Annotated in this window: 12 protein-coding genes and 1 pseudogene; 3 read left to right on the top strand and 10 right to left on the bottom strand. The window is 65.4% G+C overall.

Annotation, left to right across the window (positions count from 1 at the left end):
- Positions 1 to 532: pseudogene (locus NFX52_RS13605) on the bottom strand (hypothetical protein); the annotation flags it as partial.
- 479 nt (positions 533 to 1,011) lie between these two features.
- Here NFX52_RS13605 and NFX52_RS13600 point away from each other — a divergent pair.
- Entirely contained in the window at positions 1,012 to 2,430 is a 1,419-nt protein-coding gene (locus NFX52_RS13600; RefSeq protein ID WP_055398091.1) for an aminotransferase-like domain-containing protein, read from the top strand.
- 155 nt (positions 2,431 to 2,585) lie between these two features.
- Here NFX52_RS13600 and NFX52_RS13595 read toward each other — a convergent pair whose 3' ends face one another.
- The 9 genes from NFX52_RS13595 to NFX52_RS13555 all read right to left on the bottom strand — a co-directional run bounded on the left by NFX52_RS13595 (position 2,586) and on the right by NFX52_RS13555 (position 11,155).
- A complete protein-coding gene (locus NFX52_RS13595) occupies positions 2,586 to 3,260 on the bottom strand; it encodes a GntR family transcriptional regulator (protein ID WP_055398092.1) in 675 nt (224 codons plus the stop codon).
- Positions 3,261 to 3,327: 67 nt separating this feature from the next.
- Entirely contained in the window at positions 3,328 to 4,347 is a 1,020-nt protein-coding gene (locus tag NFX52_RS13590; protein WP_055398093.1) for a TRAP transporter substrate-binding protein, read from the bottom strand.
- Positions 4,348 to 4,405: 58 nt separating this feature from the next.
- Positions 4,406 to 5,671, bottom strand: coding sequence for a TRAP transporter large permease (locus NFX52_RS13585; RefSeq protein ID WP_055398094.1), 1,266 nt, complete (start codon positions 5,669 to 5,671; stop codon positions 4,406 to 4,408).
- A 25-nt stretch (positions 5,672 to 5,696) separates the two neighbouring features.
- On the bottom strand, positions 5,697 to 6,332 hold the full coding sequence (locus NFX52_RS13580) for a TRAP transporter small permease (RefSeq protein WP_055398095.1): 636 nt from the start codon (positions 6,330 to 6,332) through the stop codon (positions 5,697 to 5,699).
- Between the two features lie 150 nt (positions 6,333 to 6,482).
- Positions 6,483 to 7,850 (bottom strand): NAD(P)/FAD-dependent oxidoreductase, encoded by a 1,368-nt coding sequence (locus tag NFX52_RS13575; RefSeq protein WP_238385592.1) that lies wholly within the window; start codon positions 7,848 to 7,850, stop codon positions 6,483 to 6,485.
- The gene (locus NFX52_RS13570; RefSeq protein ID WP_202907170.1) at positions 7,847 to 8,107 is read right to left on the bottom strand and encodes a 2Fe-2S iron-sulfur cluster-binding protein; all 261 of its coding nucleotides are present in this window, start codon (positions 8,105 to 8,107) and stop codon (positions 7,847 to 7,849) included. The genes NFX52_RS13575 and NFX52_RS13570 overlap by 4 nt, the downstream gene beginning before the upstream one ends.
- Positions 8,108 to 8,130: 23 nt before the next feature.
- Positions 8,131 to 9,246 carry an NAD(P)/FAD-dependent oxidoreductase gene (locus NFX52_RS13565; protein ID WP_055398097.1) on the bottom strand — a complete coding sequence of 372 codons (1,116 nt, stop codon included), beginning with the start codon at positions 9,244 to 9,246 and terminating at the stop codon, positions 8,131 to 8,133.
- Positions 9,247 to 9,273: 27 nt separating this feature from the next.
- Positions 9,274 to 10,209: a 4-hydroxyproline epimerase gene (locus NFX52_RS13560; RefSeq protein ID WP_252635679.1), complete on the bottom strand. Its 936-nt coding sequence runs from the start codon at positions 10,207 to 10,209 to the stop codon at positions 9,274 to 9,276.
- A 28-nt stretch (positions 10,210 to 10,237) separates the two neighbouring features.
- A complete protein-coding gene (locus NFX52_RS13555) occupies positions 10,238 to 11,155 on the bottom strand; it encodes a dihydrodipicolinate synthase family protein (protein WP_055398099.1) in 918 nt (305 codons plus the stop codon).
- A gap of 255 nt (positions 11,156 to 11,410) precedes the next feature.
- On the opposite strand from NFX52_RS13555, the gene alaS reads away from it, so the two are divergent.
- Complete coding sequence (gene alaS, locus NFX52_RS13550; protein WP_055398100.1) at positions 11,411 to 14,038, top strand: alanine--tRNA ligase; 2,628 nt, start codon at positions 11,411 to 11,413, stop codon at positions 14,036 to 14,038.
- Positions 14,039 to 14,138: 100 nt separating this feature from the next.
- Entirely contained in the window at positions 14,139 to 17,132 is a 2,994-nt protein-coding gene (locus NFX52_RS13545) for an HD domain-containing phosphohydrolase (protein WP_252635678.1), read from the top strand.
- The last annotated feature ends 23 nt before the right edge of the window (positions 17,133 to 17,155 follow it).

Raw genomic sequence — 17,155 nt, 5'->3', positions numbered from 1 at the left:
CGTAGCACGCCTTTTTCACCTGCCGCAGGGGGTCGCCAAAGGTGGCGTTGTTGCACATCACGTTGTTGGTGAATGCGCGCGCGGCAGTCCAGGTGGTGCCAGCTCCATAGACCACCTTGGCCGTACCGGTAAAGCTGCATTGCTGCCCCTCGACGGCACACAAGGTGTAGCCCGGTGGCGGTGCTGTTAGCACGGGATCGGGCGCAGGAGCTGGCGACGGTGCGCCGGCATAACAAGCCTTTTGCACACCCCACAGGGGGTCGCCAAAGGTGGCGTTGCTGCAACTGACACCGTTGGTGAAACTGCGGGGGCTGGTCCAGGTCGTGCCTGCTCCATAGACCACGTTGGCTGCGCCGCTGAAGCTGCATTTCTGTCCCTCGACGGCGCACGGCTTGTAGCCTGCCGGTGGGGTGTGGGTCGCCTGCGCCAGTGCAGGGCCTGTGGCTGTGCCCAGGCATAGACCCAAGGCAATGGCCCATGGCCTGGGTTGAAAAATCCGTGAAGAGTTGAGTTCAGATGTTCGTGTCAGCATGGGTGTCCCTCGGTGTGTTGGGTATTGGTTTTCAAACCCGATTTGCGGTCACCGATGCCAATCGAGTTGGGGGGCAAGCCTATCGCTGGGGCATGGGTGTGTGCGCATCGCGGCGGCGGAAAAGGGACAGGCGGTGGATGCAATCCGATAGCCGCTGCATCGGACAAAAGACTGAATACCGCCCATCGGTTGGGCACTACCGTTCACGGTCTGCGGGCCTTTTCGAGCGCGGCGTCATCAACGCGCAAGACATCCCACAGACCTGCAAATCGCTGGAGACCGCTGCCCCAGGGTAGGTGGGGCTGACGGACAATAGGGGCAACCCGGCCGGACCGAATGCGGGCTCAGCGGTGGTACCTCCAGGCACTCGTCGCTGTTGACGGGAGCACACTGTGCAGGTGCCCCGTCCTGTACAAGCAATCCCTGAGTTCGCGGGTGTTGGCCCGGTGCACAATTTGGCCCCTTTCCCTGTTCTTTTGATGCTCACTCTCAGCCCGGATCTTCAGACACCGCTGGTCAGCCAGATCGTTGATGGCCTGCGGGGTCTCATCGCTGGCCAGGTGCTCAAACCTGGTGCCAAGCTCCCCTCCATCCGCGCCTTTGCGGCAGCCCACGGCGTGAGCGTGTTCACCGTGGTCGAGGCCTACGACCGCCTGGTGGCGCAGGGCTGGCTGGTGTCGCGCGCCAATGCAGGTTTTTTTGTGAAGCGACGGGGCGATGAGGGCGCTTCGCCCGGTACTGGTGCGCCCGAGCGGCCGGTGCCCCGTTTTGATGCGCGCTGGTACCTCAAACAAATTTTTGAAAACCGCAACCTGCCCATGAAACCGGGCTGCGGCTGGCTGCCCCACGACTGGCTGTTTGGCGATGCGGTCAAACGCAGCATGCGTCAGCTGTCGTCCGACGGGCCCGAGCTGGATGGCTATGGCCTGCCCCACGGCCACATGGCGCTGCGCATGGTGGTGGCCGAGTCGCTGGCTGAACACCATCTGGCGGTGGACGCCGACCAGGTGCTGCTGACCCAGGGCTCCAGCCAGGCACTGGACCTGGTGGCGCGCCGCATGGTCAAGCCTGGTGACGTGGTGCTGGTGGACGACCCGGGTTACCCCAACCTGTTGTTCATGCTTCGCTTTGCAGGAGCACAGGTGGTGGGTGTGCCGCGTACCGCCACCGGCTACGACCTGCCGGCGCTAGAGGCCCTGCTGGCCGAGCACAAGCCCACGGTGTTCTTCACGCAGCCGCGTCTGCAAAGCCCGACCTGTTCGGTGGCATCGGTGGCGCACTTGCACCGGCTGCTGCAACTGGCCGAGCAGCACCACTTCATGCTGGTAGAGAACGACATCTATGCCGACATGGACCCTGGTGTGCGCCCCTCGCTGGCCAGCCTGGACCAGCTCAACCGCGTGATCTACCTGGGCAGTTTCTCCAAGACGATTTCGCCCAACCTGCGCACCGGCTTTCTGGCGGCCCGGCGTGATCTGCTCGATGAGCTGGTGCAGCTCAAGATGATCTCGGGCCTGACCTCGTCAGAGATCACCGAGCGCATCACCTTTGGCGTGGTGACCGACGGGCGCTGGCGCAAGCACCTCAAGTCCCTGCGCGAGCGGCTGGCCGAGGCGCACCGCACGGTGGGGCGGCGCTTGCTGAACCTGGGGTTCGAGCTGTTTCACGAGCCCGAGGCGGGCATGTACCTGTGGGCGCGCCATCCTGATCTGCCCGACAGTGCTGAGCTGTCGAAGGAAGCCACGGGTGCGGGCATCATGCTCGGCCCCGGTCAGCTGTTTCTGGTGGAGCCGCGCCCCACGGGCTGGCTGCGGTTTAACGTGGCGTTCAGCCAGGACGAGCGTCTGTGGCGCTTTCTGGAGCAGCGCATTCTGCTGGGCCAGCAAGTGTCGGAATAGGCCTGCTGTTGCCGCTGCTGGGGTGAAAAATCTGAGCCTTTTTGGCCGCTAGCGCTTATTGGTAAAGCGCAACATGCTATAAGAATTATAGTAATTGCCCGTTGGGACTGAGGCTGCCCACGCGGTTGCAGGCGCTGTGTGCGTGGTGGCGCGTGCTACCGGTCAATGATGCGCCGCGCAAACCGCTCCAGATACTCCATCAACTGCTCCGCGCCGGCAATGGCCTGGGCTTCGTCGCCACTGGCAATGCCCTGCGCCAACTGCATGTGCGCGCGGGCGCCCTCTGACACCTCACCTTCGTGCTGGTAGGCATACCAGAATCGGCGGCACTGCACGATGAGCGGTTGCACGCATTTGACGGCCGAGTGGTTCTGGCTGGCCTGGTGGGTGACGAGGTCCAGTTCATGGTCGGCCAGCATGTAGTCGTCGAGGTGGCCGCGCGCTGCGGCTTGCACCATGTTTTCCGCACAACGCACGATGGCCTGGCGCTGCGGCGCCGTGGCGCGGCGTGCGGCGTTGGAGGCCAGCAGGCGCTCCAGCACGCGGCGGGTCTGGATCACGTCCAGGTGATCGGCCAGGTCGATGTGCGACACCAGCAGCCCGCGCCGGGGCTGCTGCACGATGAGCCCGATGGACACCATGCGCAGCAGCGCCTCGCGCACCGGCGTGCGGCCCAGGCCTGTGCTTTCGGCGATCTCGGCCTCCACCACGGGGCTGCCGGGCTGCAGCTGCAGCGTGGAGATCATGGTCTCGATGGCGTCGTAGGCCACGTCCGCCGCGCGCCGCTTGGGCGCGGGGTCTTGCTGGGGGGAGGGGCGGCGGAGTGTCATCGGGCGTGAAGGACGTTGCGGGAGGCCGCATCTTATGGGATGCGGCCCCGGTGACCCTTGCGGACTGTCAGAGGCTTGCGCCCGCCTTGCGCAGCTCGGCAATCTGCGGCGCCTTGGGCAGCCACAGCTTGTCGAACTCCTGGATGATGCCGTCGGGGTTGAAGGACGATGCCGTCTTGAAGGCGATGGACGTGCCCCTGAACTTCTCGATCAGCCCGGCCTCGGTGGTCACGATGTCGTTGATCTGCGCATCCAGCGACTGGGCCACCAGCTTGCGGATGATGTCCTTGTCCTTGGCGTCCAGCCCTTGCCAGATGCGGCCGGAGACCAGCGGCGCGAACGGCATGAACAGGGCGTTCATCTGCAGCAGGGTCTTGGCTACCTTGTCGAAGCGCTGGTTCCACGAGAACTCGATGTCCGCCTCCAGCCCGTCGACTTGGCCGTTGCTCATGGCATCAAACACCTGCGGCGTGGGGATGGGTGTGGGCGCGGCGCCGAGCATTTGGTAGAAGTCGCGGTACACCGGCGTGGGGTTGATGCGCAGCTTCATGCCCTTGATGTCGGTGGGCACGGCGATGTCCTTGGTGGAGAACACGGCGCGCATGCCGGTGATGCCCCAGCCCAGGCCGATGGTGCCGGTCTCGCGCGGCAGCACTTCGAGCAGTTTGGTGGCAGATGGGTGTTTGACGAGTTTGGCCACGGCAGGCGTGGAGCGCACCAGGTACGGAGCATTGATCGCCGCGATGCTGGACACGCGCGAGCCCAGCTCGGCCGCCTGGATCCAGCCCATGTCGAGCGCGCCGGACTGCAGCTGCTGCATCATCGCGGCCTCGTTGCCCAGCTGGCCCGAGTGGAAGACCGTGACGCTCAGTCGGCCATCAGTTTCCTTCTTGAGTGCCTCGCCAAACTGCAGCGCGGCGCGGTTCCAGGAGTGGCCCGCAGGCGTGATCAGCCCCAGGCGAAACTCCTTGGCATCGGCTGCACGTACCAGCGCTGGAAAGCCCAGCCCCGTGACGGTGGCAGCGGCCACGGCGTGGCGCTGGATGAAATGGCGGCGGGTGACAGTGTGGGCGGGCGTGGTCGTCATGGTGAACTCCGTGTGAAAGAACCTTGGGAGGGGGACGGGGGATCTGTTGCTCGACGGGCTACTTGAGCAAACCGAGCGACAGGCTGGGGAACAGCGACAACATCACCAGCGCCACGCAGCTGATGATGAAAAACGGCAGCGTGACGATGAACATCTTTCCGGGCTTGGCCCCGGTGACGGCCGACGCGACAAAGAAGCTCAGGCCCACGGGCGGAGTCATCAGCCCCAGCACCAGGTTGACGACGATCACCACACCAAAGTGGCGCGGGTCAATGTGATAAACCTCGGTGGCAATCGGCAGCAGGATGGGCGCGGTCATGATGAGACCGGGGATGCCGTCGATCACCGTGCCGATGACCAGCAGGATGGCGTTGGTGAGCAGCAAAAAGGTGACCGGATCGTGTGCCACGGTCTGCACCCAGGCGGCCACCATCTGCGGCACCTTGCCGTAGATCAGCAGCCACGAGAACACGGCCGCCGCCGCCACCAGAAACAGCACGATGGCCGAGTAAATGGCTGAGCGCAGCAGGATGGCGGGCATCGCGTTGAAGCGGAACTCCTTGGTCACGTACCGACCCACCAGCGCCGATACCAGCGCACCCACGGCGGCAGATTCGGTCGGGTTGGCCAGGCCACTGAGGATGGAGCCCACGATGATGATGGGGATCAGCAGCGTGGGGCTGGCCTGCACCACGGTGCGCGCGCGCTGGGCCAGCGTGCGCTTTTCGCTGCGCGGGTAGTTGTAGACAAAGCCCATGAGCGCGATCACGACAAAGAACAGCACGGTGAGCAGCACGCCGGGCAGGATGCCTGCAATCAGCATGTCGCCCACGGCCACCTGGGCCAGCACGCTGTAGACCACAAACATCACCGAGGGCGGAATGATGGGCCCCAGCATGCCGCCATACACCGTGAGGCCGGCTGCAAAGGTCTTGTCGTAGCCCTGCTTTTCCATCTCGGGCACCATCACCTGCGACATGATGGCCACCTGCGCCGTGGCGGAGCCGATGATGGACGACACCAGCATGTTGGCCAGGATGTTCACATAGGCCAGCCCGCCTTTGACCGAGCCGACAAAGGCCATGGCCAGGTCCACCAGCCGCCGCGTGATGCCGCCGCTGTTCATGATCTCGCCGATCAGGATGAACAGCGGAATCGCGATGAGGCCATAGCTGTCCACCCCGCCGAACATCTGCATGGGGAACGACTGGAACAGCACCGGGCTTCCGATGCTGACGATGTAGACCATGCCTGCCAGACACAGGCAGACCCCGATGGGCACACCCACCAGCAACGCGGCAAGGAAAAACAGGGTGGTGATCATGGTGGGGTCCTGGTGTAGAGGTCAGTCAGTTCACGGCGTCGGCGCTGACCACGTCGAAACCTGCGTGCGTCACACGCTCTGCGACACCCATGTCTTCGAGCAGGTTGGCCAGTGCATGCAAACTGAAGGTGGCGGAGAAGATCGGCAGGATCAGCTGCAGCACCCAGGTGGGCCAGTTCAGCGTCTGGGTGCGCTCGGTGTAGATGAAGTTGAAGCTCTCGGCCGCAAATTCCTTGGCATCAAAGCCGTTGCGCGCAATGCCGATGGGGTCCATCCACATCCAGCACATCGCCAGCATGGCCAGGCCAAACAGCAGCACGCCGCAGGTGGCTACCACCTTGAACGCCTGGGCACCCCGCGCGCCGAGGTGGTCGGTCAGCATGGTCACGGCAAAGTCCATGCGCAGCCGCGTCATGACCGAGGCGCCCACAAAGGTCAGCCAGACCACGGTGTAGACCGCCGCCTCGTCCACCCAGTAGATCGGCATGCCGGTGTAGCGCGTGACCACGTTGAGCAGGATCAGCAGCACCAGCAACGTCATGAGTGCGGTGAGCAGATGCCGCTCCATGCGCAGAACCTGCGTGGACAGCGCCAGCACCCAGCGGACGGGAGCGCGCGGCGCCGGAGATTGCGGGGCGGGTGGACTGTTGGGCGTGGGCATGATGGGGTTCCTGGGGAGGAGGGCGCGGCGATGAAAGAAAAAGCCTTGTACTTTTTAATATCTAACAAATATATTAAAAAGCAAGATGGATGCCTGCTGGGTGCGGGTAAGCCCTGAAAGGAAGGACCGGGGAAAACGGCCGCGCGCCTGTCAGCCCGAGGGAGCTGCGGGCCCGCGCTGAGCGCTGGTGGTGGGCGCGGGCGTGCAGGCGGCCAGCGTGCCAATGCGTGTGGGCGCCAGCAGATGCCGTGGGGGCGCAGGCGTCCAGCCAAACAGGTGCTGTGCGGCCGCGCCGCAAATGCGGCCCTGGCACGCGCCCATGCCACAGCGGGTGTGGAGCTTGGCATCGATCCAGCCGTCGCGATCGGCCAGTGCAGCGTAGGGCACGTCTTCGCAGCGGCACACCAGGGTGCCGGGTTGCGCCAGGGTTTTGAGTGCTTTGTTCAGTGGAAAAGAAGCGTGCAACGCCTGCGCAAAGCCCTCCCAGCGTGCCAGTTGCGGGCGCAGCGCCTGGGCCTGTTGCACCTGTCCCGCTGCCACATGTCCTGCCATGGCGCCCTGAACCAGTGCACGTTCGCTGCCGCCAAAGCCGGTGGCTTCACCCGCGGCGAACACACCGGGCACGCTGGTGCGCATCTGTGCATCGACAGCCAGGCCCTGGCCACCGCTGAGCGGTCCGCCCAGGGTGCAGCCCAGCATCTGCCCCAGGTGGGTGTTGGGCACCAGCCCGAACCCGCAGGCCACGCGGTCGCAGGCCATGGTTTCTTCGGCGTGTTGGCCTTTGCGCAGTCTCACTGTTTGCACCTGCGTGGTGCCTTGAACTTCCAGCACATGGCTGCTGGCCCGCAACTGCGGGTGAAGCAGCGTGAGGGCTTGCAACGCCTTGGCAGGCCAGCGCGGCAGCTGCGCTGCAAAGCCAGCGAGCGCGCTCCACGGCGCCTGCTCCGCCACGCGCACCACGGCGGCCCCCGCTTTGTTGGCGGTGGCGGCAGCGGCCAGCAGCAGAGGGCCTGTGCCTGCAATGACGATGCGCTGGCCGCGCACGTCGAGCCCTGCCTTGATGAGGGCCTGCAAGGCGCCTGCACCCGTCACACCGGGCAACGTCCAGCCCGGAAAGGGCAGCAACAGCTCGCGGGCTCCGGTGCACAGCACGATGCGGTGGCTGTGCTGGGTCCAGCCCCGGTCAGCGTCTTCCAGCAGCAGGGCCGGGGCCTTGTCGCCGGGTTGCGGGTCTCCCAGGCCCACCACGCGGGTGCCAGGCAGCAGGCGGATGTTGGTGTGCCGGGCCAGCGCCGCGCGGTGCTGTTGCGCCAGGGCGGGCAAGACCACCTGGGGGCCATCGCGCCAGATTTGCCCGCCGGGCTGCGGGTTGTCATCCACGATGGTGATCGCGGCCCCGCTGGGTGCGGCAGCGAGGGCAGCGGCCAAACCTGCAGGGCCTGCGCCGATGATGATGATGTCGCAGCGCTCGTGCGCCGAGTGTTGCTCGGTCATGGATGGGGTCACGGGCTGGTTCATGGCGTGGCGCTCCCGGGCGCTGTGCCGATATCGGTGTGAATCGACATGCCCTCGGTGCAGACCGTCTGGCACGCCAGGCAGGTGCGGCCGTGGATGCGGACCCTGCATTCGTGGCACACCCCCATGCCACACAGCGGTGCCCGCGCCGCGCCGGTGACAGAGGTACGTGTGGTGCCGGGTGTTTGCTGCGCCAGCGCGGCGGCGACGCTGGTCCCTGGGGGCACCTGCAGGGGGGTGCCATTCACCACGATGTGCACCAGGGCGGGTGTTCTGGATGCGGTCATGGTGTGCTCAGGCCTGCGAAGCGGGCAGGTGCATAGGGCGTGGGGTCGATCGCCGGGGTGCCCCCTGCGATCTGGGCCGCCAGCAACTGCGCGGTGGCCGGGGCGGTGGTCACCCCCAGCCCTTCATGGCCCACGGCCAGCCACAGGTGCGGGTGTTCGGGGTGCGCGCCAATCAGCGGCAGGCTGTCTGGCGTGGCGGCGCGAAAGCCGGTCCAGGTGCGAATGGCGTTGAGGTCGGCCAGGCCTGGCAGGTAGTCGAGTGCACGCTGCAGCATGCGCGCCATCACGGCGTTGTTGACGGCGGGGTCGGTGGTGTCGAACTCGCGCGACGAGCCGATCAGCAACTGCCCTGTGGGCCGGGGCTGCACGTTGAAGGCCACTGAGGTACCGTCGCTGTGGTGCGCGCTGGTGATGTAGCCCAGCTCCACCAGCTGGTGGTGCACGGTGCCCGGGTAGCGGTCGGTGATGACGAGGTGGCCCTTTTTGGGGTGCAGCGGCAGGCCGGGGCACAGCTGCGGGGCATGGATGCCGCTGGCCAGCACAATGGCGCCTGCGCTGCGCTGGCTTCCGTCGCGCAGGGTGACGGTGTGGCCGTCGATCTGCATCGCTTCAGCCTGCTCCAACACAAGGTGTCCGTGGACTGCGGCCTGCTCCAGCAGCCACTGGGCTGCGCGCGGGGCATAGACCACGCTGTCGCCCTGCACCTTGAGCGCACCCGCCAGACCGGGCTGCAGTGCGGGTTCTGCGCGGGCCAGGGCGGCCGCGTCGAGCATGTCGCAGGCGATTCCGTGTGCTTGCAGGGTGCTGCGTTTGTCATGGGCCGCCTGCAGCTCCGCATCGTTGGCGGCCAGCCAGAGCGTTCCGCAGGCCGTGAAGGCGCAGCCGGCATCCATCTGCGGTGCCCAGGCGTGCCAGAGGTCGAGCGACGATTTGCTCAGCGCCAGCTCAGCCGGGTTGTCATCCATCACCACCAGATGGCCCATGCCTGCCGCCGTGGCACCGCCCAGGCGCGCATCGATGACACGTACCGACAGTCCGGCCAACACCAACGCATGGGCGCAGGCGGCACCCACGATGCCAGCGCCAATCACAAGGACATCGGTGTGTTGCATGGGCGCGGGTGCAGCAGCAGGGCCGGGTTAAAGCCGGATGCCCCAGCCAAAGGGGTCCTTGTCTTCAATCAGCAAAGTAGCGTCGGCGCTCATGTGCGCGCGGCCCCGCAAGGTGGGGATGACCTTGCCATCGTCCTGCAGCGTGTAGCTGGCCTCGAACTGGCTGCCGATGATGCTGGCCTGGCGCCAGAGTGCGCCCGGTGCCAGCTTGCCGTCGGCCGCCAGGCAGGCCACCTTGGCGCTGGTGCCCGTGCCGCAGGGCGAGCGGTCATAGGCCTTGCCGGGACACAGCACATAGTTACGGCTGTCGGCCTGGTCGTCGTCGGCAAACAGCTCGATGTGGTCAATCTCGCCGCCGTTGTCGCCCCGAATGCCTTGGTCTTTGAGGGCTTGCTGCACGGCGCAGCTGTAGGCCATCAACGCCTCTAGGTTGTCGCTGGCTACACGCTGGCCGTGGTCGGAGATCAGGAAGAACCAGTTGCCGCCCCAGGCCACATCGCCCACCACGCGGCCATGGCCGGGCACATCGACCGCCAGCTGGTGGTGCAGTCGGTAGGCGGGCACGTTGCGCACGCTGACAGAGCCATCGGTGTGCAGGGTGGTGGTGACGGTGCCCACCGGGGTTTCGATGCGGTGCTTGCCAGGGGTGATGCGGCCCAGGTAGGCGAGCGATGCGATCAGCCCGATGGTGCCGTGGCCACACATGCCCAGGTAGCCGCTGTTGTTGAAGAAGATCGCGCCCGCTGCGTTGGCGGGATCTTGCGGCGCGCAGAGCAGCGCCCCCACCACCACGTCGCTGCCACGCGGCTCCAGCACGGTGGCTGCCCGCCAGGCATCGTGGCGCTCGGCCAGCAGCGCACGCCGTTCGGCCATGGTGCCGGTGCCCAGGTCTGGAAAGCCGTCGATGACAAGCCGGGTCGGCTCGCCGCCCGTGTGGGAGTCGATCACGTGGATGCGTTGCATGGTGCTGTGGTGTAGGGCGCTCAGTGTCTCAGGCGACAGACTGGTATTTTGTAGGGCGCGTGGCCAGGGCCTTGCGCACCACACTCTCGACAAATGCGCGTTCGTCGCCCACCAGGGGCAGGCGGGGGCGGCGCATGTGTTCGGTGCCCACACCCACCAGCGCATCGATGAGCTTGAGGTTCTGCACCAGCTTGTTGGACACATCCAGGTGCAGCATGGGCGTCATCCACTGGTAGAGCGGCAGCGCCTCGGCAAATTTACCCGCTTTCATCAGGTCGTACAGCGCCACGGTCTCGCGCGGGAAGGCGCAGCCCACGCCGGCCAGCAGGCCGTCGCAGCCCAGGGCCAGGCCTTCGTAAGCCAGGTCGTCCACGCCCAGGAAGAGCTGGTAGCGGTCGCCCACGGTGTTGCGCAGGTCGGTGATGCGGCGGATGTCGCCGGTGCTTTCCTTGATGGCGGCGATCCACTCGCAGTCGGCCAGCTCCACCATGTGCTCGGGTTTCAGGTCCACGCGGTAGGCCACAGGGTTGTTGTAGACCATCAGGGGGCGCTGTGCGGCGCCCGCCATGGCGCGCACATTGGCCATGGCCTCGCGGGCGTCGGCCACGTAGATCACCGAGGGCATGACCATGTAGCCGGCCACACCGAGCTTGTTGCCGCCGTCGATGTAGCGCAGGGCCTCGCGGGTGCTGGTTTCGGACACGTTGGCGAGTACGGGCACGCGGCCGTCAGCGGCTTCGAGGGCGATCTTGGCGACCTGAAGCTTTTCCTCCAGCGTGAGGGTGCTGGCTTCGCCGAGAGAGCCGCAGGTGACCAGCCCGTGGATGCCGTTGCGGATCTGGAAGTCAATGTGGCGGGCTGTGCCTTCGGCGTCGATGGACTCGTCGGCGTGGAACTTGGTGGTGATGGCGGGGAAGATGCCTTGCCAGCGGGGTTGTGGGTTCACGAGGGGCTCCTTGGATCAGTGGATGGGTTGCAGTTATTAATATATTAACAAGATATTTAAAGCGCGCAAGCGGATTTTTCCGCATCCGTTGGCGCATGGAGTGGAGGCGTCTATCCCCGCCCTGTCGCCCTTCCGCCACGGACCGCCAGCCTGCAAACCTATAATGAAAGGTTGGTCCCCATAGGGGCAGCGACAGGCAGCGCGCAGGCGCGGGTCCTGCGGCCTGCCTGCTGCGTGCAACCACTCCACAACACCATGAGCACTCCCACTTTTTCTGTCGCTGACATCCGTAAGTCCTTCCTGGACTTCTTCGTCTCCAAGGGCCACACCGTGGTGGCATCAAGCCCCCTGGTGCCCGGCAACGACCCCACGCTGATGTTCACCAACTCGGGCATGGTGCAGTTCAAGGACGTGTTCCTGGGCACCGACAAGCGCTCGTACAACCGGGCGGTGTCGGTTCAGGCCTGCCTGCGTGCGGGTGGCAAGCACAACGACCTGGAAAACGTGGGCTACACCGCGCGCCACCACACCTTCTTTGAAATGCTGGGCAACTGGTCGTTTGGCGACTACTTCAAGCGCGAATCGCTCAAGTGGGCCTGGGAGCTGCTGACCGAGGTCTACAAGCTGCCGCCAGAGCGCCTGCTGGCCACGGTCTACCAGGAAGACGACGAGGCCTACGACATCTGGACCAAGGAAATCGGCTTGCCACCCGAGCGCGTGATCCGCATCGGCGACAACAAGGGCGGCCGCTACAAGTCCGACAACTTCTGGATGATGGCCGACACCGGCCCTTGCGGCCCCTGCAGCGAAATCTTCTACGACCATGGCCCGCACATTGCGGGTGGCCCTCCCGGCAGCCCCGATGAAGACGGCGACCGCTTCATCGAGATCTGGAACAACGTGTTCATGCAGTTCAACATGGACGAAACCGGCGCCGTCACGCCGCTGCCCGCGCCCTGCGTGGACACGGGCATGGGCCTGGAGCGCCTGGCCGCCATCCTGCAGCACGTGCACAGCAACTACGAGATCGACCTGTTCGACGCGCTCATCAAGGCCGCTGGCCGTGAGACCGGCGTGACGGACCTGAACAACAAGAGCCTGCGCGTGATCGCTGACCATATCCGCGCCACCGCGTTTTTGGTGAGCGACGGTGTGATCCCCAGCAACGAAGGCCGTGGCTACGTGCAGCGCCGCATCGTGCGCCGGGCCATCCGCCACGGCTACAAGCTGGGCAAGAAGACGCCGTTCTTCCACAAGCTTGTGGCCGACCTGGTGCGCCTGATGGGCGATGCCTACCCATCCCTGCGCGAGCAGGAACAGCGCATCACCGAGGTGTTGAAGGTGGAGGAAGAGCGATTCTTTGAAACGCTGGCCAATGGCATGGAAATCCTGGACGCTACCCTGGACGGCGGTGCCAAGGTGCTGCCCGGCGACGTGGCCTTCAAGCTGCACGACACCTACGGCTTCCCGCTCGACCTGACCAATGACGTCTGCCGCGAGCGCGACGTGGAAGTGGACGAGGCCGGCTTCAAGACCGCCATGGAAAAGCAGAAGGCCCAGGCCCGCGCGGCAGGCAAGTTCAAGATGGACAAGGCGCTGGAGTACACCGGTGCCGCCAACCAGTTCACCGGCTACGAACAGCTCGCAGAGACTGCAAAAATCGTAGCAATCTATGTAGATGGAACAAGCGCTGCGGCCCTGAAAGCCGGCCAAAACGGCGTGGTGGTGCTGGACACGACCCCGTTCTACGCCGAAAGCGGAGGCCAGGTGGGTGACGAAGGTGTCATCACCAGCGGGTCGGCACGCTTTGCGGTGGGTGACACGCTCAAGATCAAGGCCGATGTGTTTGGCCACCACGGCACGCTCGAAGAGGGCACGCTGAACGTGGGCGACACCGTGCAGGCCCAGGTCAACACCGCCGTGCGCGCTGCCACCATGCGCAACCACTCGGTCACGCACATCATGCACAAGGCCCTGCGCGAAGTGCTGGGCAGCCATGTGCAGCAAAAGGGCAGCCTGGTCAATGCCGACCGCACGCGTTTTGACTTCACGCACAACGGAGCCGTGACGGCGGCCGAGATCCGCGAGATCGAGCGCCGCGTCAACGAAGAAATCCTGGCCAACCAGCCCACCCAGGCCCGTGTGATGGACATTGAATCGGCCCAGAAGACTGGCGCCATGATGTTGTTTGGCGAGAAGTACGGCGAAACCGTGCGCGTGCTCGACATCGGCACCAGCCGCGAACTGTGTGGCGGCACGCACGTGCAGCGCACGGGTGACATCGGCCTGTTCAAGGTGGTGGGCGAGGGCGGTGTGGCTGCGGGCATCCGCCGCATTGAGGCCGTGACCGGCGCCAACGCACTGACGTACTTGCAGAACCTGGAAGACACTGTGAACCAGGCCGCCAGCACCCTCAAGGCGCCGGTGGCCGAGCTCAATGGCCGCATCAGCCAGGCGCTGGACAACGCCCGCGCGCTCGAAAAGGAAGTGGCTGCCTTGAAGGGCAAGCTGGCCTCCAGCCAGGGTGACGAACTGGTGAACCAGGCTGTGGAGGTGAAGGGCCTCAAAGTGCTGGCTGCGGCGCTGCCGGGTGCCGACGCCAAGACCCTGCGCGACACCATGGACAAGCTCAAGGACAAGCTCAAGACCGCTGCCATCGTGCTGGCCGCTGTGGATGGCGACAAGGTGCAGATCGCTGCAGGCGTGACGGCCGACAGCGTGGGCAAGGTCAAGGCCGGCGAGCTGGTCAACTTTGTGGCCCAGCAAGTGGGTGGCAAAGGCGGCGGCAAGCCCGACATGGCCATGGCCGGCGGCACCGATGCCTCCAAGCTGCCAGCGGCGCTGGCTTCGGTGACAGGCTGGGTCGCGCAGCAACTGGGCTGATGTACCGGTCGCCATAGCGGCACCAGCCGCTGTGGTGTGGCAGCCATTTCTGCCAAAAATAGGGTGACGGAAAACCGGCTTTCCCCCTACATTCAAGCGCATGGACCCCCTGCGCGAAAGTCCGCAAGAGCCGGTGCCCGCCCACGGCACTCGCTCCGGTTCGCCTGATTCGGGAGGGGCCGAACTGCCCTGGTGGCGGCGCATCACCGTTCCGTTCGAGGTGGTGATTGCCTCGGTGGTGGTATCTGCCATGCTGCTGCTCACGGTGCTCTTGGTCTACCAGGTAGGCACCAGCGCGCGGCAGGCCATCATCGCGGCATCGGACGACAGTGCGCAGCACATCAGCCTGTTGATCAGCGAGCGGGTGCACCATATCGTCGACCCGGCAGATGCCACGCTGCGGCTGCTCGCGTTTGATCCCATTGCTTCGGCCACCACCCTCCAGGCGCGGCTGCGCCGCCTGCCGGTGTTTGTGCGTCTGCTGGAGCAGAACGCTTTGCTGTCGGCGGTCTTCATCGGGTATTCCGACGGGCAGTTTTTGCTCATGCGTCCGCTGCGCAACACTGCTCTGCGGGCACGGCTTCAGGCGCCTGCGGAGGCTGCATTCCTGGTTCAGTCGATGGCGCGGGAGCGCAGCGCGGCGGGTCTGATGGGCCTGGTGGGGCGCTGGAACTATTACGACGCACAGCTGCGTCTCATCGATTCCTCCGTGCGTCCCGGCTACCGCTATGACCCCCGGTCCCGCCCGTGGTATTCCGAGGCGGCTGATAAAAACACGCAGGTCCTCACTGCCCCCTATGTGTTTTTCACCACGCAGGAGGTCGGCGTTACGCTGAGCCAGCCCAGCGAAGACGGCCGTGCTGTGATCGGCCTGGATGTTGCGCTCACCGACCTGGGCCGCGAGATCGGCGAGCTGCGGCTGATGCCGCGCACCGAGATCGCTGTGGTGGACCAGGACCAGCGCGTGCTGGCCTACCCGGACATGTCCCGCGTGCTGGTGCGTGAGGAAGGCGACCAGCCCAGCCTCAAGCTGCGCACACTCGACGGCCTGGGGGTGCCCAGCCTGCAGGCCCTGCACAGTTTGGACATGAAAGAGGGGCCTTCGCGCCGCTTTGTGGCAGGTGGCGAGGAGTGGCTGGCCAAGGTCATGTCACTCAAGTCGCAGCGCTGGGAGGGGCTGCATATCCTGATGGCCATTCCCACCCGGGAGCTGCTGGCGGATGTGAACCAAAACTTGCAGCGCCAGGTATGGCTGTCCCTGGGGCTCATCGCGCTGATGCTGCCTTTTGGGTGGCTGGCCGGGAGGCGTGTGGGGCGCAGCCTGTCGGGGCTGGCCACGCAGGCGCAGGCCTTGGCACGGTTTGATTTCCGGCGGCCGACACAACACCACATGTCGCGCGTGCGCGAGGTGCGCGCACTGGGTCAGGTGATGGACCGCATGTCCGACACCATCCAGGAGTTCCTGCACATCACGCACCACATCAGCGCCGAGTCGCGCCTGGACCTCATGCTGTCGAGCGTGCTCTACGAGCTGGTGCGCGCCACCAGCTGCACCGGCGGTGCGGTGTACCTGGTAGAGGCTCAGCGCGCGGGCCTGTTGCGCACGGCAAGGTATTGCGAAGATCCTGAGCACCAGTCGCTCTACCCGGAGCACCTGCCCATGGTGTTTTTCATCAACCCTGCCGAGCCGCAGGACGGCGACCAGCACCCTGATGACGACCAGGCCACGCCCCAGCGCGTGCTCCGCGTGCAGCTACGCACGCGCGACGGCCAACCGCTGGGCCTGCTGGTGCTGCGCTACCGTGCGGACCAGCAGCAGGACGATGTCCACTTCCGGGCGTTTGTCGAGAAACTCTCGGGCACGTTGTCGGTCGCCATCGAGACGCGCAGTTTGATCGAAGGGCAAAAGAAGCTGTTCGATGCCGTCATCCGCCTGCTGGCCGACGCGATCGACGCCAAGAGCCCTTACACCGGTGGCCACTGCGAGCGGGTGCCCCAGTTGGCGGAATCCCTGATGCAGCGCCTGTGTGAGGCCGAGGAAGGTCCATTTGCCCACGTCGCCATGACGGATGCCGAGCGCTACGAATTCCGCCTGGGCGCGTGGCTGCACGACTGTGGCAAGGTCACCAGCCCCGAGCACATCATCGACAAGGCGACCAAGCTGGAGGCGCTTTACAACCGCATCCATGAGGTGCGCATGCGCTTTGAGGTGCTGTGGCGCGACGCGGAGCTGGACTACTGGAAGCAGCACGTGTCCGGCGTGGACCCGGTGCGGCTGCAGCGCGAGCTTTTGCAGCAGCGCGACCGCCTGCAGGAAGAATTTGCCTTTGTGGCCCGCAGCAATGTGGGCGGTGAGTTCATGGCCGATGCCGACATCAAGCGGCTGGCCACCATCGGGCGCCAGGTGTGGCAGCGGCATTTTGATGACCGGCTGGGCTTGTCAGCAGCCGAATTGGGGCGGCTGGCGAATGTGCCGACGCGCCCCTTGCCCGCCAATGAGCCCCTGCTGGCAGATCGGCCTGAACACATCGTGCCCTGGGGTGCCCGCAAACCGCCGGTGGAGGTTGGCAACCCGGCCAACCTGTGGAGCTTTGACATGGTGCTGCCACCGCAACAAGCCCACCTCGGCGAGCTGCACAATCTGTCGATCCAGCGCGGCACGCTCACTGCAGAAGACCGTTTCAAGATCAACGATCACATCGTGCAGACCATCGTCATGCTCAGCGGCCTGCCGTTCCCGCCGCATCTGGCGCGCGTACCGTCGATTGCGGGCTCGCACCATGAAAAACTGGACGGTACGGGCTACCCCCGGCGCCTGAAGGCTTCAGAGCTGACGCTGGCAGACAGGGTGATGACACTGGCCGATATCTTCGAGGCCTTGACGGCGTCAGACCGGCCCTACAAGCCGCCCAAGACTCTGTCGGAGTCGCTCAAGATCATGGGCAACATGGTGCGCGAACGCCATATCGATGCCGAGGTGTTCCGCTTCTTCCTGCGCAGCGGGGTCTGGCGTGAGTATGCGGAGAAGTTCTTGCCTGCTGCGCAGCGGGATGCAGTGGATGTGGAGGCGATCCTGGAGTCGCTGAGCCAATGAGCCAGTGCGCTGAAGGCGCGCAG

Origin of the sequence: Acidovorax facilis (genome assembly GCF_023913775.1) — a bacterium.
In the GTDB taxonomy this organism is placed as follows: domain Bacteria; phylum Pseudomonadota; class Gammaproteobacteria; order Burkholderiales; family Burkholderiaceae_C; genus Acidovorax; species Acidovorax facilis.
This window is presented reverse-complemented; position numbering and strand designations above follow the sequence as displayed.